Raw genomic sequence first — 18,558 nt, 5'->3', positions numbered from 1 at the left:
CGGACGGCACCCGCCGTCCGGGGCCTTCGCGCACCCGGTCACGGCCAGGACAAGCCCCCGTATGGGGGCCGTCAACAATCGAACGGACGCCGTATGGAGGGCGTCAAGAGAGCCGTTGACGCTCCGTGAGCGCGGTTGGCTGGCCTTGCCGGCCCGCCGCCGGCGCCGCGCCCCGCGCACCGTGGTCCGTCCCGGAGCGCGGGGGCCGGCCACCTCCGAGCCACCGTGGTGGAGCCATGTCCGATCTCATCTACGTCGCCGTCACGCTCGCCGTGTTCGGCGTCATCGCCCTGATCGCGCGGGGGGTGGAGAAGCTGTGAGCAAGCGTAGCGAGCGAACCATCAAGAGCGGCGCGTGGTGCGAAGCGGCTGCCGAGCGTAGCGAGGTGGGCGCATGAGTACGGAGAACGTCGTGGGTCTCATCGTGGCCGTCGCGCTCGTCGGCTACCTCGTCGTGGCGTTGATCTACCCGGAGAAGTTCTGACATGGGCTCGACTCTCGCGGGCTGGTTGCAGGTCCTCGCCCTGGTGGGCGCGCTGGCCCTGTGCTACCGGCCGCTGGGCGACCACATCGCCCGCATCCTCACCACCTCCAAGCACCTGAGAGCCGAGAAGGCGCTCTACAAGGTGATCGGCGTGGACGCCGACGCCGACCAGCGCTGGTCGGTCTACCTGCGCTCGGTGCTGGCCTTCTCGGCCGTCTCCGTCCTCTTCCTCTACGGTCTGATCCGCCTCCAGCAGTGGCTGCCGCTGGGCCTGGGCGTCGAGCAGATGCCGGGCCACCAGGCCTGGAACACCGCGATCTCCTTCGTGGCCAACACCAACTGGCAGTCCTACAGCGGCGAGGCCGCGATGGGGCACCTGGCCCAGATGGCCGGCCTGGCGGTGCAGAACTTCGTCTCCGCGGCCGTCGGCATCGCCGTCGTCGCCACGCTGATCCGCGGGTTCACGCGCAACCGGACCGACCGGGTCGGCAACTTCTGGGTGGACCTCACCCGGATCAGCCTGCGGCTGCTGCTGCCGGTGGCGGTCGTCTTCGCACTCGTCCTGGTGGCGAGCGGCGTGGTGCAGAACCTCCACGGCTTCCACGAGGTGGCCGGCCTGGCGGGCGACCCGCAGGCGGTCCCGGGCGGGCCGGTGGCCTCCCAGGAGGTCATCAAGCTGCTGGGCACCAACGGCGGCGGCTTCTACAACGCCAACTCGGCGCACCCGTTCGAGAACCCGAGCGGCTTCTCCAACCTGGTCGAGGTCTTCCTCATCCTGCTGATCCCGTTCGCGCTGCCGCGCGCCTTCGGCCGGATGGTCGGCGACCACCGCCAGGGCTACGCGATCGTCTCCGTGATGGCGCTGTTCTGGATCGCCTCGACGGCGCTGATCACCTTCTCCGAGTCGCAGCACGCGGGCAGCGCCCTGCAGGCGGCCGGCGGCGCGATGGAGGGCAAGGAGCAGCGGTTCGGCATCGCGGCCAGCTCGGTGTTCGCGGCCTCGACCACGCTGACCTCGACCGGTGCGGTGAACTCCTTCCACGACTCGTACACGCCGTTCGGCGGCGGGCTGACGATGTTCAACATGATGCTGGGCGAGATCGCGCCCGGCGGGGTGGGCTCGGGCCTGTACGGGATGCTGGTGCTGGCGGTCGTGGCGGTCTTCGTGGCCGGTCTGATGGTCGGGCGCACCCCGGAGTACCTGGGCAAGAAGCTCGGCGGGCGGGAGATGAAGTTCGCCTCCCTCTACATCCTGACCACGCCGACGCTCGTGCTGGTCGGCACGGGTACGGCGATGGCGCTGCCGGGCGAGCGGGCCGGGATGCTCAACACCGGTGCCCACGGCTTCTCCGAGGTGCTGTACGCGTTCACCTCGGGCGCGAACAACAACGGGTCGGCGTTCGGCGGCATCACGGTCAACACCGACTGGTACGACACCGCGATCGGCCTGGCCATGGTGTTCGGCCGGTTCCTGCCGATGGTCTTCGTCCTCGCCCTGGCCGGCGCGCTCGCGCAGCAGCAGCCGGTCCCCGCCACCCCGGGCACCCTGCCCACCCACAAGCCGCTGTTCGTGGGCCTGCTGTCGGGCGTCGTCCTGATCGTCGTCGGCCTCACCTACTTCCCGGCCCTGGCCCTCGGGCCGATCGCGGAAGGTCTCTCCTGATGTCGTCCACCCTTACCGAGAAGACCGAACAGCCGGCCCCGCAGCCGGCGTCCGCCGCGGCGGCGCACCGGGTCTCCGGCGGCCTGCTGGACCCCAAGCTGGTCCTGGCGTCGCTGCCGGACGCGGTGAAGAAGCTCGACCCCCGGGTGATGGTCAAGAACCCGGTGATGTTCGTGGTCGAGGTCGGCTCGATCGTCACCACGGTCTCCGCGATAGCCGATCCGAGCGTGTTCGCCTGGGCGATCACCGTCTGGCTCTGGCTGACCACGGTCTTCGCCAACCTGGCCGAGGCCGTCGCCGAGGGCCGCGGCAAGGCACAGGCGGACACCCTGCGCCGCACCAAGACCGACACCACGGCCCGTCGGCTGACCGGCTGGCCGGCGTCGCGGGCCGAGGAGGAGGTGCCCGGCACCGCCCTGCGGCTCGGCGACCACGTGGTGGTCGAGGCGGGGCAGACCGTCCCGGGCGACGGGGACGTCGTCGAGGGCGTCGCCTCGGTCGACGAGTCGGCGATCACGGGCGAGTCCGCGCCGGTGATCCGCGAGTCGGGCGGTGACCGCTCCGCGGTGACCGGCGGCACCAAGGTGCTGTCCGACCGGATCGTGGTGAGGATCTCCTCCGAGCCCGGCAAGACCTTCATCGACCGGATGATCGCCCTGGTCGAGGGCGCCGCCCGGCAGAAGACGCCCAACGAGATCGCGCTGAACATCCTGCTGGCCTCGCTGACGATCGTCTTCCTGGTCGCGGTCGTCACCCTCCAGCCGATGGCCACCTACGCGGGCGCCCCGCAGCCGATGATCGTGCTGGTCGCGCTGATCGTGGCGCTGATCCCGACGACGATCGGCGCGCTGCTCTCCGCGATCGGCATCGCGGGCATGGACCGGCTGGTCCAGCGCAACGTGCTGGCGATGTCCGGACGCGCCGTCGAGGCCGCCGGCGACGTCAACACCCTGCTGCTCGACAAGACCGGCACCATCACCCTCGGCAACCGCCAGGCCGCCGAGTTCCTCGCCGTGACCGGGGTGTCCACCGGGGAGCTGGCCGACGCCGCCCAGCTCTCCTCGCTGGCCGACGAGACGCCGGAGGGCCGCTCGATCGTCGTCCTGGCGAAGACGGCGTACGGCCTGCGGGCGCGCGCCCAGGGCGAGTTGGCCCATGCCGCCTGGGTGCCGTTCACCGCGCAGACCCGGATGTCCGGCGTCGACCTCGACGAGCCCGAGGGGACCCGCCAGGTCCGCAAGGGCGCGGCCGCGGCGGTGTCCGCCTGGGTCACGGGCAACGGCGGCGGCGTCACCGACGAGGTCTCCTCCCTCGTCGACGGCATCTCCGCGGCCGGCGGCACGCCGCTGGTCGTCGCGACCAGGACGGGCGACGCGCCCGCCCGGGTCCTGGGCGTCATCCACCTCAAGGACGTGGTGAAGGAGGGCATGCGGGAGCGGTTCGACGAGCTGCGCCGGATGGGCATCCGGACCGTCATGATCACCGGCGACAACCCGCTGACCGCCCGGGCCATCGCGGAGGAGGCGGGCGTGGACGACTTCCTCGCCGAGGCCACCCCCGAGGACAAGATGGCCCTGATCAAGAAGGAGCAGGCCGGCGGCAAGCTGGTCGCGATGACGGGCGACGGCACCAACGACGCCCCCGCCCTCGCCCAGGCCGACGTCGGGGTCGCGATGAACACCGGCACCATGGCGGCCAAGGAGGCCGGCAACATGGTCGACCTGGACTCCAACCCCACCAAGCTGATCGAGATCGTCGAGATCGGCAAGCAGCTCCTGATCACCCGCGGCGCCCTGACCACCTTCTCCATCGCCAACGACGTCGCGAAGTACTTCGCGATCATCCCGGCGATGTTCGCGGCCGTGTACCCGGGCCTGGAAAAGCTCAACATCATGCACCTGCACAGCCCGCAGTCCGCGATCACCTCGGCGATCGTCTTCAACGCCCTGGTCATCATCGGCCTCATCCCGCTCGCCCTGCGCGGGGTGAAGTACCGCCCCACCGACGCCGGCTCCCTGCTGCGCCGCAACATCGGCCTCTACGGCTTCGGCGGCCTCGTCGTCCCGTTCATCGGCATCAAACTGATCGACCTGGTCGTCCAGTTCATCCCCGGCCTCAACTAGTACGAGAGGAGAACGCATCATGTCCAAGCCCCTGCCCACCGCCGTGCGGACCCACCTCACCGCGCTGCGCGCCCTGCTGGTCCTGACGGTGCTCCTCGGCATCGCCTACCCGCTGCTGGTCACCGGCGTCGCCCAGGCCGTCTTCCACGACAACGCCAACGGCTCGATCGTGAAGGCCGACGGCAAGGAGGCCGGGTCCAGCCTGCTGGGCCAGAGCTTCAACCTGCCGAAGCAGAACCCGGACGACCCGGACGAGGCCCCGCGCCCGGACCCGCAGTGGTTCCAGCCGCGGCCCGGCGCCTACGACCCCAAGGCCTCCGGCGCCTCCAACCTGGGCCCCAACAGCGAGGACCTCGCCAAGAGCGTCGAGGAACGCCGCCAGGCCGTCGCCGCGTTCGACGGCGTCGACCCGGCGAGCGTCCCGGCCGACGCGGTCACCGCCTCCGGCTCCGGCCTCGACCCGCACATCTCCACCGCCTACGCCGAGCAGCAGGCCGACCGGGTCGCCAAGGCCCGCGACCTGCCGGCCGACACCGTCCGCAAGCTGGTCGACAGGTACACCGACGGCCGGTCCCTGGGCTTCCTCGGACAGCCGGGCGTCAACGTCGTCCTGCTGAACAGGGCGCTGGCGGACCAGAGGTGACGGTCGATCGGCCGAGTGCCTGAGGCGGGCCGATCCGGACCGGGGGACCACCCCGGACCCGGATCGGCCCGCCGTCCGTCCCCGTCCCCCCGTACGCCGCAGACGACGAAAGAGCAGCGCCCATGGCCCGCGACCTCACCCCCGGCACCGGCCACCGACGCGGCCGGCTGAGGGTGTACCTCGGCTCCGCCCCCGGTGTCGGCAAGACCTACCGGATGCTGGACGAGGCACGGCGCAGACGGGACCGCGGCGCGGACGTCGTCGTCGGCTGGATCGAGTGCCACGGCCGCCGGCACACCGAGGCCATGCTCGACGGTCTGGAGGTGCTGCCGAGGGCCCACCGCTCCTACCGGGAAACCGACTTCGAGGAGATGGACCTCGACGCCCTGCTCGCCCGCAGGCCCGCCGTCGCCCTGGTCGACGAACTCGCCCACACCAACATCCCCGGCGGGCGCAACGGCAAGCGCTGGCAGGACGTCGAGGACCTGCTGGCCGCCGGGATCGACGTCATCACCACCGTCAACGTCCAGCACCTGGAATCGCTGAACGACGTCGTCCGCAAGATCACCGGCACCCCGCAGCGCGAGACCGTCCCGGACGAGGTGGTCCGCCGGGCCGAGCAGATCGAACTCGTCGACATGGCCCCCCAGGCGCTGCGCCGCCGGATGGCCCACGGCAACGTCTACAGGGCGGAGAAGGTGGACGCCGCGCTCTCCCACTACTTCCGGGTCGGCAACCTCACCGCCCTGCGCGAACTCGCCCTGCTCTGGGTGGCCGGGCGGGTCGACGAGGGCCTGCGGGACTACCGGGCCAGCCACAACATCGACCGGGTCTGGGAGACCCGCGAGCGCGTGGTGGTCGCGCTGACCGGCGGCCCCGAGGGCGAGACGCTGATCCGCCGCGCCGCCCGCATCTCGGACCGCACTGCCGGCGGCGACCTGCTCGCCGTCCACGTCACCCGCAGCGACGGCCTGGCCGGCGCCTCCTCCGGCGCGCTCGCCCAGCAGCGGCAGCTGGTGGAGAGCCTCGGCGGCAGCTACCACGTGGTCGTCGGCGACGACATCCCCACCGCGCTGCTCGCCTTCGCCCGCGCCCACGACGCCACCCAGCTCGTGCTCGGCACCAGCCGGCGCGGGCGGATCACCCGCTTCCTCACCGGCCCCGGCATCGGCGAGACCACCGTGGACGCCTCCGAGGACATCGACGTCCACATGGTCACCCACGAGTTCACCGGCCGCGGCCGGCTGCCCGCGCTCGGCCGCCGGCACTCCCGGCGGCGCACCGTCGCGGGCTTCCTCGCCGGCCTGGTGGTGCCCTGGCTGCTGACCGCGCTGCTCTCGCAGTTCCACGAGACCGTCAACCTCACCACCGACGCGCTGATCTTCCAGCTCGGCGTGGTGGCCGTGGCCCTGCTCGGCGGCGCGACCTCGGCCCTGGTGGCCTCGCTGGTCGCCTCGGTGCTGCTGAACTACTTCTTCATCCCGCCCGTCCACAACTTCACCATCGGCGAGACCAACAACATCATCGCCCTGGTGGTCTTCGCCGCCGTCGCGCTGACCGTCTCCACGGTCGTCGACCACGCCGCCCGGCTCACCGCCCGGGCCGCCCGGGCCACCGCCGAGGCCGAGACCCTGTCCACCCTGGCCGGCAGCGTGCTGCGCGGCGCCGACGCGCTGCCCGCCCTGCTGGAGAAGTCCCGCACCGCCTTCGGCATGCGGACCGTCGCCCTGCTGGAGCGTGCCGGCGGGGAGGTGCTGGCCTCCTGCGACGGCGGCGGCGAACCCGGCCCCGGGCAGGCCGACGGGACCACCGAGGTCCCGGTCGGCCCCGACGCCGTCCTCGTCCTCACCGGCCGCCGGCTGCCCGCCGCCGACCAGCGCGTGCTCACCGCCTTCGCCGCGCACGTCGCCGCCGCCCTGGAACGCGACCGGCTCGCCGTGGTCGCCGCCGAGGTCGAACCGATCAAGGCCGCCGACCGGATGCGCACCGCCCTGCTCGCCGCCGTCAGCCACGACCTGCGCACCCCGCTGGCCGCCGCGCTCGCCTCGGTCGGCTCGCTGCGCAGCCCGGACGTCGAGTTCTCGCCCGAGGACCAGGCCGAGCTGCTCGCCACCGCCGACGAGTCCCTCGTCAAACTCACCCGTCTGGTGGACAACCTGCTCGACATGAGCCGCCTCCAGGCCGGAGCGCTCACCCTCCACCTCGCCGAGACCCATCTCGACGAGATCCTGCCGCGCGCCCTCGACTCGCTCGCCGACCCGTACGCGCCCGTCCAGCCGCTCGACCTGGAGACCGTGCCGCCCGTCCTCGCCGATCCGCCGCTGCTGGAGCGGGTGCTCGCCAATGTGATCACCAACGCGCTGCGGTACAACGCCCCCGGCGCACCCGTCCTGGTCGCCGCCAGCCACCACGCCGAGCGGGTCGAGCTGCGGGTGATCGACCGCGGCCCCGGCATCGCCCCCGAGGACCGCGACCGGGTCTTCCTGCCCTTCCAGCGCCTCGGCGACACCGACAACACCCAGGGCGTCGGCCTCGGCCTCGCCCTCTCCCGCGGCCTCGCCGAGGCGATGGGCGGCAGCCTGGAGGTCGAGGACACCCCCGGCGGCGGCACCACCATGCTGCTCACCCTGCCCGCCGCGAAGCCGCCGTCCGACGTCCCGCCGTCCGACGTTCCGCCGTCCGACGTCCCGCCGTCCGACGTTCCGCCGTCCGACGTTCCGGTGTCCGAGTTCGCACCGGCCGACGTCCCGTCGTCCGCGAACCCCGGGAAGGCCCCCGCATGAGCGAGATCCTCGTCGTCGACGACGAGCCCGCGCTGCTGCGCACCCTGAGGATCAACCTGGGCGCCCGGCAGTACGCCGTCCGCACTGCCGCCACCGGCGGCGAGGCCCTGGACCGCGCCGCGCACCACAGCCCGGACGCCGTCCTGCTCGACCTCGGCCTGCCCGACCTGGACGGCATGGACGTCCTGCGCGGCCTGCGCCGCCGCAGCGCGGTCCCGATCATCGTGCTGTCCGGCCGCTCCGGCGCCGCCGACCGGATCGGCGCGCTGGACGCGGGCGCCGACGACTACCTCACCAAGCCGTTCCTGATGGAGGAGCTGCTGGCCCGGCTGCGGGCCGTGCTGCGCCGCCCGCCGGTCGCCGGTCCGGCCGGGTCCGCGCCGGTGATCGGCGACCACACCGTGGACCTCGCCGCCACCACCGTGACCGGCCCGGACGGCCCGGTGCGGCTCACCCCGACCGAGTGGCGGATCCTCGCTCTGCTGCTGGCCAGCCCCGGCCGGCTGGTGCCCGGGCGGCGGATCCTGCGCGAGGTCTGGGGGCCGGGCCAGGAGCAGCACGGTAACTACCTGCGGGTCTACCTGGCCGGCCTGCGGCGGAAGCTGGAGCGCGATCCGGCCCGGCCGCGCCATCTGATCACCGAGCCGGGGATCGGCTACCGGTACGAGCCCTGACGGCGCCCCGGCGGCGTCCCGGAGGCGCCCCGGCGGGTCGGGCGTCAACGAGCCGTCAAGGACGGGGCCCGCGGCGCCAACAGGGCGTCAAGGGCCGGCGGAAGGGTCGGTTCGCGGGCGTAGCGTCAGCGGTGAGGAAGCGGCCCCGCTCCAGTGGGGGATGCCTGGGGCCGCTTCGCCGCTCCGGCGGCCAGTTGGTGGGGGAGGGGCGCGCGGCGATCATGCCGCGCGCCCCGATCACTCGTTCGGCCCGCGCCCGTCCGTGCCGTCCGCCTGCCGGGGCAGCGCCAGGGCCACCGTGTCGGCGAACTCGCGCACCGCGCTGGTCCGGCTGACCACCCGTCCGCTGTGCACCACGAGCCGGCTGTGCCCGCCCGCCAGGGCCCCGGCCAGGCTGTCCCCGCGCACCGCCAGCAGCTCGGCCGGGAAACCGGCGTCCACCCGCACCGGCGGCAGCCCGAGCGCCAGCCGCGCCTGGTTGGACACCGCGTCGTAGGCCGCCTCGACGTCCAGCACGCCGGTCGCCGCCAGCAGGTACGCGGCCTCCAGCGGATCGGCCCGCCCGACCGGATTGGCGCCGTCCCGCAGCGATCCGCTGCCGGCCGCCAGCGGCACCCGGGCCTTCACCAGCTCGCGCAGCAGCGCCGGCCGCAGCCCGGCGGCCTGGCCCTCCAGCCCCGCGCAGCCGCCGTTCTGCGGCAGGCAGACCACCCGGATCCCGGCGTTGGCCAGCACCGTCGAGGCGCCCGGCGCGAGGGATCCGCACGGCCCGAGCACCACCCGGGGCCGCAGCGGGGCGAGCGCCCCGGCCAGCCGGGCCAGCCGGCCCGGGTCGGCGGCGGTGGTGTGCAGGTCCACCGGGCAGTCCGCCTCCCGGGCGGCCTCCAGCAGCAGCTGGACGTACCCGGCCGGGTCGGGGTCCAGCTCTGGGCAGCCGCCGGCCGCGGTGGCGCCGAGCTTGAGCGCCTCCCGCAGCTGGGCCCGGCCGTCCGCCCCGGCCCGGCCGGTGAGCAGCCGGGGCATCGCCACCGCCTGCAGTTCGGCGAGGCCGCGCAGCGCCTGCTGGGCGGTGAGCACCGCCTCCAGCCGGCGCAGCCCGTGCACGTCGCCGATCCGGACGTGGGTGCGCTGGGTGGTCGCGCCGTAGCCGAGCGAGGTCAGCGCGGCCTCGGTGACCCGGCGGGTGAGGTCGGTGGAGGTCTCCGGCGGGGGAGCGGGCAGTGCGGCGGAGAAGGCGACGTCGTAGTGCGCGTGCGCCTCGGCGGGGGCGGGCAGCAGCAGGTAGCCGCGCAGGTCGATCCTGGCCCCGGTGGTGACGGTGGGGGCGCCGGGCAGGGCGGGCAGCGGGCCGAGCCCGCCGGCGGTGCCGACGGCCTGGATCCGGTCGCCGCTGATCCGCACGTCCACCACCCGGCCGTCCGCCAGCCTGGCCCCGGTGAGCAGCAGGACGGGTCCGTGCCCGAGCGGGTTGGCGGCCGGGCCGGGGCCGGGCTGCGGTCCGTCGGCGGCTGCGCTGTCCATCGCCCGGCTCCTTCTCGCGTCCGGCTCCTGCTCGGGTCAATGAGCGACGAGCCTACGGGCGGCGGGCCCGGGGCGCCGGGAGGCGGGCAATAGTCGTATCGGGTCGGGCCGCGGCCGCGGAGGCCGGTCGAACGCCCGGCCTTCGATCGACCGGCCGTGCGCGCCGCGGACCTGCGGACTTCGCCGCCGGATACGGATTTCACCTCTGGGCGCGGAACGTGTAATCTCTTCCTCGTTCGCCCCTATAGCTCAGTCGGTAGAGCGTCTCCATGGTAAGGAGAAGGTCTGCGGTTCGATTCCGCATGGGGGCTCTGGTGAGAAGGAGTCAGCTTCGGCTGTGCTCCGGATCACTGTGGCGGTGTAGCTCAGTTGGTAGAGCAAGCGGCTCATAATCGCTGTGTCACCGGTTCAAGTCCGGTCACCGCTACCCCGCGTAGTCGGTCGGGAGATCGCACTCCCGGTCGGCTACTCTTGTCTGTGTTCTTATTCATTGTCCAAGGAAGGCACTCCCGTGGCTGCCACCGATGTCCGCCCGAAGATCACGCTGGCCTGCGTGGAGTGCAAGGAGCGGAACTACATCACCAAGAAGAACCGGCGTAACGACCCGGACCGTCTTGAGATGAAGAAGCACTGCCCCCGCTGCAACTCGCACACCGCGCACCGCGAGACCCGCTGACCCTCACGCAGGGCACCGGGCCTGTGTGAACTCAGGTCTTCGACTCCGGGCCGCATCCCTCATTGGGTTGCGGTCCGGAGTTTTTTTCGTCTGTCCACCGCGTTTCCGAGGAGCTTGCCGATGGCGCTCGACCCCTCCTTCATCGGGCGGACGTATCCGCCCACCGAGCCCTACGAGGTCGGCCGGGAGAAGATCCGTGAGTTCGCCGTCGCCGTGGGTGACGCCAACCCGGCGTACACCGACCCGGAGGCGGCCAAGGCGCTCGGCCACCCGGACGTGATCGCCCCGCCGACCTTCCCGATCCTGCTCAGCATGCGGGCCGCCGCCCAGGTGGTCCAGGATCCGGAGCTCGGCCTGGACTACAGCCGGGTCGTGCACGGCGACCAGAAGTTCGGCTACACCCGCCCGGTGCGGGCCGGCGACCGGCTGACCGTCGCGGTCACCGTCGACAACATCAAGTCGCTGGCCGGCAACGACGTGCTCACCGTGCGCGGCGAGATCGCGGACGAGTCCGGCGAGCACGTGGTGACGTCCGTCATGACCCTGGTGGCCCGGGCCGCCGACGAGAAGACGGGGGAGTGAGCCCGATGACGGTCCGCTACGACGAGGTCGAGGCCGGCACCGAGCTGCCGGCGCAGTCCTTCCCGGTGACCCGCGCCACACTGGTGCAGTACGCGGGCGCCTCCGGCGACTTCAACCCGATCCACTGGAACGAGAGGTTCGCCCAGGAGGTCGGCCTGCCCGACGTCATCGCGCACGGCATGTTCACCATGGCCGAGGCGATCCGGGTGGTCACCGACTGGGTCGGCGACCCGGCCGCGGTGGTCGAGTACGGCGTCCGGTTCACCCGCCCGGTGCCGGTGCCCAACGACGGGGTCGGCTCGGTGATCGATGTCACCGGCAAGGTGGCCAAGCTGCTCGACGACCGGAAGGTCCAGGTCGACCTGGTGGCGACGTACGCCGGCCAGAAGGTGCTCGGCATGTCCCGGGCGGTCGTCCGGCTGGCCTGAGCGCGCCCGGTCCGGGCGGGGGGAGCGCGGGGGACCCCCGTACGCTGGGGGCGTGCTGGAAGAACTCGACGCCCCCCTCGCCCCGCTGACCACCCTGCGGCTCGGCGGGCCGGCCCGCCGCCTGGTGACCGCGCACACCGATGACGAGGTGATCGCCGCCGTCCGCGCCGCGGACGCGGCGGGGGAGCCGCTGCTGGTGATCGGCGGCGGCTCCAACCTGGTGATCGGCGACGCCGGGTTCCCCGGCACCGTGCTGCGGATCGCCACCACCGGCTTCGCCCTCGACGGCACCGCGCTGGAGCTGGCGGCCGGCGAGGTGTGGGCCGAGGCGGTGGCCCGCACCGTGGACGCGGGCCTGGCCGGCATCGAGTTCCTGGCCGGCATCCCCGGCTCGGCCGGTGCCACCCCGGTGCAGAACGTCGGCGCCTACGGCCAGGAGGTCGCCCGGACGGTCACCGAGGTGGTCGCCTACGACCGCCGCACCGGCGGGACCGTCACCCTCGGCAACGAGGCCTGCGCCTTCTCCTACCGGCACAGCCGCTTCAAGGCGGAGCCGGACCGCTACGTGGTGCTGCGGGTCCGCTTCGCGCTGGAGGACGCGGCCGGGCGTTCCACCCCGGTCCGCTACGCCGAGGTCGCCAAGCACTTCGGGGTGGCCCAGGACGAGCGGGTCGGCCTGCGCGAGGCGCACGACGCGGTGCTCGCCCTGCGGGCCGGCAAGGGCATGGTGCTGGACCCGGCGGACCACGACACCTGGTCGGCCGGCTCCTTCTTCACCAACCCGGTGCTGAGCGCCGAGCAGTACGCCGCCTTCCTGGCGGTGGCCGCCGGGCGCGAGCTGACCGCCCCCGCCTACCCGGCGCCGGACGGGTGCACCAAGACCTCGGCCGCCTGGCTGATCGACAAGGCCGGGTTCGGCAAGGGCTACGGCAGCGGCCCGGCGACCCTCTCCACCAAGCACACCCTGGCGCTCACCAACCGCGGCGCGGCCAGCACCGAGGACCTGCTCGCCCTGGCCCGGGAGATCCGCGACGGCGTGCGCGCGGCCTTCGGGGTGGAGCTGGTCAACGAGCCGGTGATGGTGGGCGTCACCCTCTAGGACAGTCCCCGGGGTCCGTCGGCTCAGGCGGTCAGCCAGGCGTCGATGTCGGCCAGCAGCTCCTTGCGCACGCTCTCGGGCGCGCACGAGCCGCGCACCGACTGGCGGGCCAGTTCGGCCAGCTCCTGGTCGGAGAAGCCCAGGACGTCGCGGGTCAGGTCGTACTGGGCGGCCAGCCGGGTGCCGAACAGCAGCGGGTCGTCGGCGCCGAGCGCGAGCGGCACCCCGGCGTCGAACAGCCGCCGCAGCGGGACCTCCTCGGGGCGTTCGTAGACGCCGAGCGAGACGTTGGAGGACGGGCAGACCTCGCAGGTGATCTGACGGTCGGCCAGCCGCTGCATCAGCCGCTCGTCCTCGGCCGCCCGCACCCCGTGGCCGATCCGGCCGGCGCCGAGGTCGTCCAGGCAGTCCCGGACGGACTCCGGGCCGGCCAGCTCGCCGCCGTGCGGGGCGGCCAGCAGTCCGCCCTTGCGGGCGATGTCGAAGGCCCGGTCGAAGTCGCGGGCCAGGCCGCGGCGCTCGTCGTTGGAGAGGCCGAAGCCGACCACACCCCGGTCGGCGTACCGGACGGCCAGCCGGGCCAGCGTCCGGGCGTCCATCGGGGACTTCATCCGGTTGGCGGCGACCAGGACCCGGATGCCGACGCCGGTGGCCGCGGCGGCGTCCTCCACCGCGTCCAGGATCAGCTCCAGGGCGGGGATCAGGCCGCCCAGCCGGGGCGCGTAGGAGGTCGGGTCGACCTGGATCTCCAGCCAGCGGGAGCCGTCCCGCCGTTCGTCCTCGGCGGTCTCCCGGACCAGCCGGCGGATGTCGCTCTCGTCGCGCAGGCAGGAGCGGGCGGTGTCGTAGAGGCGCTGGAAGCGGAACCAGCCGCGTTCGTCGGTGGCCCGCAGCTTGGGCGGCTCGCCGGAGCTGAGCGCCTCCGGCAGCCGGACCCCGTGCTTGTCGGCCAGTTCCAGCAGGGTGGCCGGGCGCATCGAGCCGGTGAAGTGCAGGTGCAGGTGGGCCTTCGGAAGGTCCCTGACGTCTCGCGGGTTCAGCAGGCGTTCCATTCACGAATCCTGCCGTATCGGGGGGGCCTACGGGAACCGCCCTCCTTCCGTCCCCCGAAGGGGTGGAAAGAGGGCGGTCCGGTCAATCGGGGTTGACTCCTCAGTCGCGGGCCTCGCCCAGCAGCTTCTGGATGCGGCCGACGCCCTCGGCGAGGTCGGCGTCGCCGAGCGCGTAGGAGAGCCGCAGGTAGCCGGGGGTGCCGAAGGCCTCACCGGGGACGACCGCGACCTCGGCCTCGTCCAGGATCAGCGAGGCGAGCTCGGCGGAGCTCTGCGGACGCCGGCCGCGGATCTCCTTGCCCAGCAGGGCCTTGACCGACGGGTAGACGTAGAAGGCGCCCTCGGGCTCGGGGCAGACCACGCCGTCGATCTCGTTGAGCATCCTCACGATGGTGCGGCGGCGCCGGTCGAAGGCGGTGCGCATCTCGTGGACCGCGGAGAGGTCACCGGAGACGGCGGCCAGGGCGGCGCGCTGGGCCACGTTGGAGACGTTGGAGGTGGCGTGCGACTGCAGGTTGGTCGCGGCCTTGACGACGTCCTTGGGGCCGATCACCCAGCCCACCCGCCAGCCGGTCATCGCGTAGGTCTTGGCGACGCCGTTGACCACGATGGTCTTGTCGGCCAGCTCGGGCAGCAGGGCCGGCAGCGAGGTGAACTCCGCGTCGCCGTAGACCAGGTGCTCGTAGATCTCGTCGGTGAGCACCCAGAGGCCGTGCTCCAGGGCCCAGCGGCCGATCGCCTCGGCCTCGGCCCGGGTGTACACCGCGCCGGTCGGGTTGGACGGCGAGACGAACAGCACCACCTTGGTGTTCTCGGTGCGGGCGGCCTCCAGCTGCTCGACCGAGACCTTGTAGCCGGTGGTCTCGTCGGTCACGACCTCCACCGGCACGCCGCCGGCCAGCTGGATCGACTCGGGGTAGGTGGTCCAGTACGGCGCCGGGACGATGACCTCGTCGCCCGGGTCGAGGATCGCCGCGAACGCCTCGTAGATCGCCTGCTTGCCGCCGTTGGTCACCAGCACCTGGGAGGCGTCCACCGCGTAGCCGGAGTCGCGCAGCGTCTTGGCCGCGATCGCCTCCTTGAGCTCCGGCAGGCCGCCGGCCGGGGTGTAGCGGTGGTTCTTCGGGTCGCGGCAGGCCTCGACGGCCGTCTCGACGATGTAGTCCGGGGTCGGGAAGTCCGGCTCGCCGGCGCCGAAGCCGATGACCGGACGGCCGGCCGCCTTGAGGGCCTTGGCCTTGGCGTCCACGGCGAGGGTGGCGGACTCGGCGATCGCGCCGATCCGGGCGGAGACGCGGCGGTCGGCGGGGCGGACGGAACTGTCGGGCTGCGGGGTGGAAGCGCTCATGCCTGCATGGTCGCAGACCGCACACGGCCCGGGCACGGCGGTTTCGCCATGTGTACGGGGCCGTCCACATGGCGGCCCGGTGGGACCGGGGCGACAGCCGGAAAAGAAGAGGTTCGACCAAACGCCCTCCGACCACGTACACTCACTGCTCGACGGCCACCGAACGAACCGGAGCCTCCGCCGCCGCACAGAATCTGTGCGGAGATCGACGGAAGATGCGGTAGGTTGGTGGACGCTACTGGGGCCGCGAGGTTCCGTAGGGCAATAGCTCAATTGGTAGAGCACCGGTCTCCAAAACCGGCGGTTGGGGGTTCAAGTCCCTCTTGCCCTGCTGCTTGATCCGTCATCAGCCCGTTCGCTCCGACAGAGCGAGCGGGCTTGATGCGGAGAGGGCGCCGATCAGCACCGTTAGCCGGCCGCTCGTGCCCTTTTCGGGCACGCAGTCGACGTCCGGCAGGACCCGGATTCAGGTGAGGACGAGTGACGGAGACCACGGGCTCCACCGCAACGCCTGAGAGCGGCAACCCCGAGGGGACCGACGGCGCTGCCGAGACCACGCCCGCGGAGGGCGAGTCGCGCCGTAAGCGCTCTGGCGACAAGAAGTCCGGCAAGCGCGGCAAGAAGGGCGTCTTCGCCCGGCTCGCGCTCTTCTACCGGCAGATCATCGCCGAACTCCGCAAGGTCGTCTGGCCGACGCGCAACCAGCTGATGAGCTACACCAGCGTCGTGGTCGTGTTCGTCGTGATCGTGATGGCCTTCGTGTGGGGTCTCGACTACGGCTTCTCCAAGGCCGCCCTCTGGATCTTCGGCTGACACAGTCTGCCACCTTCGAATCAGCTTCCCCGACCCGGGCCGGTCCTCGGCCCGGGTCGAGCTGTCTGCGTCGCCGGGACGGGGCCGCTACCGTTGACTCGGTACTGTTGAAGTCTCCGAGGCGAATTCCCGGCGACCGCGTGAGCGGAGCGTCGCCGGATCGTCGCGGAGCGCGCCACCTTCACCATCTCCAGGAAAGAAGCAGCCACCGTGTCTGAGTCCCCCCTGTACGACGCCGACGAGACCGTCCGCGAGGCGGATGTCGCCGCCGAGGACGCGGCCGAGCTGGCTGACGACGTCGAGACCGACGAGCAGCAGATCGTGGACGCCGTCGACGCCGACGAGGACGAGGCCGAGGCGTACGACGAGGCCGAGGCCGGGGAGTCGGCCGAGGAGGCCGCGCTGCACGTGGAGACCGACGAGGCCGACGAGTCCGACGAGGAGTCTGTCGAGGAGGCCGCCGCCGAGGAGACCGAAGAGGCCGAGGAGGTCGACCCGGTCGCCAAGTTCCGCGAGGACCTGCGGTTCATGCCGGGCGAGTGGTACGTGATCCACACCTACGCCGGCTACGAGAACCGGGTGAAGCAGAACCTGGAGCAGCGCGCCGTCTCCCTCAACGTCGAGGAGTACATCTTCCAGGCCGAGGTGCCGCAGGAGGAGGTCGTCCAGATCAAGAACGGCGACCGCAAGACCATCCGCCAGAACAAGCTCCCCGGCTACGTCCTGGTGCGCATGGACCTCACCCCGGAGTCCTGGGGCGTCGTGCGCAACACCCCCGGTGTCACCGGCTTCGTCGGCAACGCCTACGACCCGTACCCGCTGACCCTGGACGAGGTCGTCAAGATGCTCGCCCCGGACGTCGAGCGCCAGGCGGCCAAGGAGGCCGGCAAGCCCTCGCCGGTCAAGCCCAGCGAGATCCAGGTCCTCGACTTCGAGGTCGGCGACTCGGTCACCGTCACCGACGGTCCGTTCGCGACCCTGCAGGCGACCATCAACGAGATCAACCCCGACTCGAAGAAGGTCAAGGGCCTGGTCGAGATCTTCGGCCGGGAGACCCCGGTCGAGCTCTCCTTCGACCAGATCCAGAAGAACTAGTCACACGGTCTTCGGATTCGGGGCGGGGCCGACGGCTCCGCCCCGAATCCGTTTTGGTCCAGCGACGCCAAGGCGTTAGCCTGGTCCGATGTGTGTGCTGGCGACCGGGTGTCGCCCCGGTTCCGCACACACCAGCAATCACCTCTCGGAAGGACCCGGAGAGACATGCCTCCCAAGAAGAAGAAGGTCACGGGGCTTATCAAGCTCCAGATCAACGCCGGTGCGGCCAACCCGGCCCCGCCGGTCGGCCCCGCGCTGGGTCAGCACGGTGTCAACATCATGGAGTTCTGCAAGGCCTACAACGCCGCGACCGAGTCGCAGCGCGGCATGATCGTGCCGGTGGAGATCACGGTCTACGACGACCGTTCCTTCACCTTCATCACGAAGACGCCGCCGGCCGCGCGCCTCATCCTGAAGGCCGCCGGCATCGAGAAGGGCTCCAGCGAGCCGCACAAGACCAAGGTCGCCAAGCTCACCAGCGCCCAGGTCCGCGAGATCGCCACCACCAAGATGCCCGACCTGAACGCCAACGACCTGGACGCGGCGGAGAAGATCATCGCCGGCACCGCCCGGTCGATGGGCATCACCGTCGAGGGCTGATCACCCCTTCTCGTCCCCCGTGGTAGGGCCCGCGCAGGCCCGTGACACCACAACTCCATTCACCATTCAGGAGCAGCTATGAAGCGCAGCAAGGCCCTGAAGGCCGCGGACGCCCAGGTCGACCGCGAGCGCCTTTACGCCCCCCTCGAGGCCGTCCGCCTCGCCAAGGCGACCAGCACCAGCAAGTTCGACGGCACCGTCGAGGTCGCCATGCGTCTGGGCGTCGACCCGCGCAAGGCCGACCAGATGGTCCGCAGCACCGTGATCCTCCCGCACGGCACCGGTAAGACCGCTCGGGTCCTGGTCTTCGCGACCGGCGAGCGTGCCGAGGCCGCGCGTGCTGCGGGTGCCGACATCGTCGGTGCCGACGAGCTCATCGACGAGGTCGCCAAGGGCAAGCTGGACTTCGACGCCGTCGTCGCCACCCCGGACCTCATGGGCAAGGTCGGCCGCCTCGGCCGCGTGCTCGGTCCCCGTGGCCTGATGCCGAACCCGAAGACCGGCACCGTCACCCCCGATGTCGCCAAGGCTGTCAACGACATCAAGGGCGGCAAGATCGAGTTCCGCGTCGACAAGCACTCGAACCTGCACTTCATCATCGGTAAGACCTCCTTCACCGATGAGCAGCTGGTCGAGAACTACGCCGCCGCGCTGGACGAGGTGCTCCGCGCCAAGCCGTCCGCCGCCAAGGGCCGCTACATCAAGAAGACCGCGTTCTCGACCACCATCGGCCCCGGCATCCTGGTGGACCCGAACCGCACCCGCAACCTCCTCGTCGAGGAGGACCCGGCCGCGGTCTGATCGCAGTCGACGTCCGTACGGCGGGCCCGTACCCCCTTCGCCGGGGGTGCGGGCCCGCCGTCGTTTCCCGATCGATACCCCCGGTGGGGCGAACCGGTGCGCGGTCCGTCGTACGCTCGCCCGGTCCGCCCGAGTGCCCCCGTCCGGGGGGCCGCCGCCGTTCGACCGCCGGGG

17 protein-coding genes and 3 tRNA genes are annotated in these 18,558 nt (G+C 72.1%); 17 read left to right on the top strand and 3 right to left on the bottom strand.

Annotated elements, in window-relative coordinates; translation table 11 throughout:
* Positions 1-393: 393 nt before the first annotated feature.
* The 6 genes from kdpF to ACFVFS_RS14770 all read left to right on the top strand — a co-directional run bounded on the left by kdpF (position 394) and on the right by ACFVFS_RS14770 (position 8,369).
* Positions 394-483 (top strand): K(+)-transporting ATPase subunit F, encoded by a 90-nt coding sequence (kdpF, locus tag ACFVFS_RS14795; RefSeq protein ID WP_380623972.1) that lies wholly within the window; start codon positions 394-396, stop codon positions 481-483.
* A gap of 1 nt (position 484) precedes the next feature.
* Positions 485-2,146: a potassium-transporting ATPase subunit KdpA gene (kdpA, locus tag ACFVFS_RS14790; protein ID WP_380623969.1), complete on the top strand. Its 1,662-nt coding sequence runs from the start codon at positions 485-487 to the stop codon at positions 2,144-2,146.
* Positions 2,146-4,269 carry a potassium-transporting ATPase subunit KdpB gene (kdpB, locus tag ACFVFS_RS14785; RefSeq protein WP_380623966.1) on the top strand — a complete coding sequence of 708 codons (2,124 nt, stop codon included), beginning with the start codon at positions 2,146-2,148 and terminating at the stop codon, positions 4,267-4,269. The genes kdpA and kdpB overlap by 1 nt, the downstream gene beginning before the upstream one ends.
* Before the next feature lie 19 nt (positions 4,270-4,288).
* A complete protein-coding gene (gene kdpC / locus ACFVFS_RS14780) occupies positions 4,289-4,912 on the top strand; it encodes a potassium-transporting ATPase subunit KdpC (RefSeq protein WP_380623964.1) in 624 nt (207 codons plus the stop codon).
* 122 nt (positions 4,913-5,034) lie between these two features.
* The gene (locus tag ACFVFS_RS14775; RefSeq protein ID WP_380623962.1) at positions 5,035-7,695 is read left to right on the top strand and encodes an ATP-binding protein; all 2,661 of its coding nucleotides are present in this window, start codon (positions 5,035-5,037) and stop codon (positions 7,693-7,695) included.
* Positions 7,692-8,369: a response regulator gene (locus tag ACFVFS_RS14770; RefSeq protein ID WP_380623959.1), complete on the top strand. Its 678-nt coding sequence runs from the start codon at positions 7,692-7,694 to the stop codon at positions 8,367-8,369. Before ACFVFS_RS14775 ends, ACFVFS_RS14770 begins: the two co-directional genes overlap by 4 nt.
* Before the next feature lie 237 nt (positions 8,370-8,606).
* On the opposite strand, the gene ACFVFS_RS14765 is transcribed toward ACFVFS_RS14770, so the two are convergent.
* Positions 8,607-9,890 carry a hydrolase gene (locus ACFVFS_RS14765; protein WP_380623956.1) on the bottom strand — a complete coding sequence of 428 codons (1,284 nt, stop codon included), beginning with the start codon at positions 9,888-9,890 and terminating at the stop codon, positions 8,607-8,609.
* Positions 9,891-10,128: 238 nt separating this feature from the next.
* Here ACFVFS_RS14765 and ACFVFS_RS14760 point away from each other — a divergent pair.
* From ACFVFS_RS14760 to ACFVFS_RS14735, 6 genes are all read left to right on the top strand, one after another.
* Positions 10,129-10,201 (top strand) — tRNA-Thr (locus ACFVFS_RS14760).
* A gap of 43 nt (positions 10,202-10,244) precedes the next feature.
* Positions 10,245-10,317 (top strand) — tRNA-Met (locus ACFVFS_RS14755).
* Positions 10,318-10,401: 84 nt separating this feature from the next.
* The gene (rpmG, locus tag ACFVFS_RS14750) at positions 10,402-10,566 is read left to right on the top strand and encodes a 50S ribosomal protein L33 (RefSeq protein ID WP_006604855.1); all 165 of its coding nucleotides are present in this window, start codon (positions 10,402-10,404) and stop codon (positions 10,564-10,566) included.
* A 120-nt stretch (positions 10,567-10,686) separates the two neighbouring features.
* Positions 10,687-11,148: a MaoC family dehydratase N-terminal domain-containing protein gene (locus ACFVFS_RS14745; RefSeq protein WP_380623953.1), complete on the top strand. Its 462-nt coding sequence runs from the start codon at positions 10,687-10,689 to the stop codon at positions 11,146-11,148.
* 5 nt (positions 11,149-11,153) lie between these two features.
* Positions 11,154-11,576, top strand: coding sequence for a MaoC family dehydratase (locus ACFVFS_RS14740; RefSeq protein ID WP_380624038.1), 423 nt, complete (start codon positions 11,154-11,156; stop codon positions 11,574-11,576).
* Between the two features lie 52 nt (positions 11,577-11,628).
* Positions 11,629-12,675 (top strand): UDP-N-acetylmuramate dehydrogenase, encoded by a 1,047-nt coding sequence (locus tag ACFVFS_RS14735; protein ID WP_380623951.1) that lies wholly within the window; start codon positions 11,629-11,631, stop codon positions 12,673-12,675.
* A 23-nt stretch (positions 12,676-12,698) separates the two neighbouring features.
* On the opposite strand, the gene ACFVFS_RS14730 is transcribed toward ACFVFS_RS14735, so the two are convergent.
* Positions 12,699-13,727, bottom strand: coding sequence for an adenosine deaminase (locus ACFVFS_RS14730; protein ID WP_380623948.1), 1,029 nt, complete (start codon positions 13,725-13,727; stop codon positions 12,699-12,701).
* 100 nt (positions 13,728-13,827) lie between these two features.
* Positions 13,828-15,075 (bottom strand): pyridoxal phosphate-dependent aminotransferase, encoded by a 1,248-nt coding sequence (locus tag ACFVFS_RS14725; protein WP_380623946.1) that lies wholly within the window; start codon positions 15,073-15,075, stop codon positions 13,828-13,830.
* 258 nt (positions 15,076-15,333) lie between these two features.
* Between ACFVFS_RS14725 and ACFVFS_RS14720 the strand changes: the two genes are divergently transcribed.
* The 5 genes from ACFVFS_RS14720 (at position 15,334) to rplA (ending at position 18,384) form a co-directional block, all read left to right on the top strand.
* Positions 15,334-15,406: transfer RNA gene (locus tag ACFVFS_RS14720), tRNA-Trp, on the top strand.
* 149 nt (positions 15,407-15,555) lie between these two features.
* Entirely contained in the window at positions 15,556-15,888 is a 333-nt protein-coding gene (secE, locus tag ACFVFS_RS14715) for a preprotein translocase subunit SecE (RefSeq protein WP_376086191.1), read from the top strand.
* Between the two features lie 210 nt (positions 15,889-16,098).
* Positions 16,099-16,983, top strand: a complete 885-nt coding sequence (gene nusG, locus ACFVFS_RS14710; protein ID WP_380623944.1) for a transcription termination/antitermination protein NusG — start codon at positions 16,099-16,101, stop codon at positions 16,981-16,983.
* 165 nt (positions 16,984-17,148) lie between these two features.
* Entirely contained in the window at positions 17,149-17,583 is a 435-nt protein-coding gene (gene rplK / locus ACFVFS_RS14705) for a 50S ribosomal protein L11 (protein ID WP_376086189.1), read from the top strand.
* A gap of 78 nt (positions 17,584-17,661) precedes the next feature.
* Complete coding sequence (gene rplA, locus ACFVFS_RS14700) at positions 17,662-18,384, top strand: 50S ribosomal protein L1 (protein ID WP_093861690.1); 723 nt, start codon at positions 17,662-17,664, stop codon at positions 18,382-18,384.
* Positions 18,385-18,558 lie beyond the last annotated feature (174 nt).

The sequence above is a fragment of the Kitasatospora sp. NPDC057692 genome, from assembly GCF_042799475.1.
Classification (GTDB): domain Bacteria; phylum Actinomycetota; class Actinomycetes; order Streptomycetales; family Streptomycetaceae; genus Kitasatospora.
This window is presented reverse-complemented; position numbering and strand designations above follow the sequence as displayed.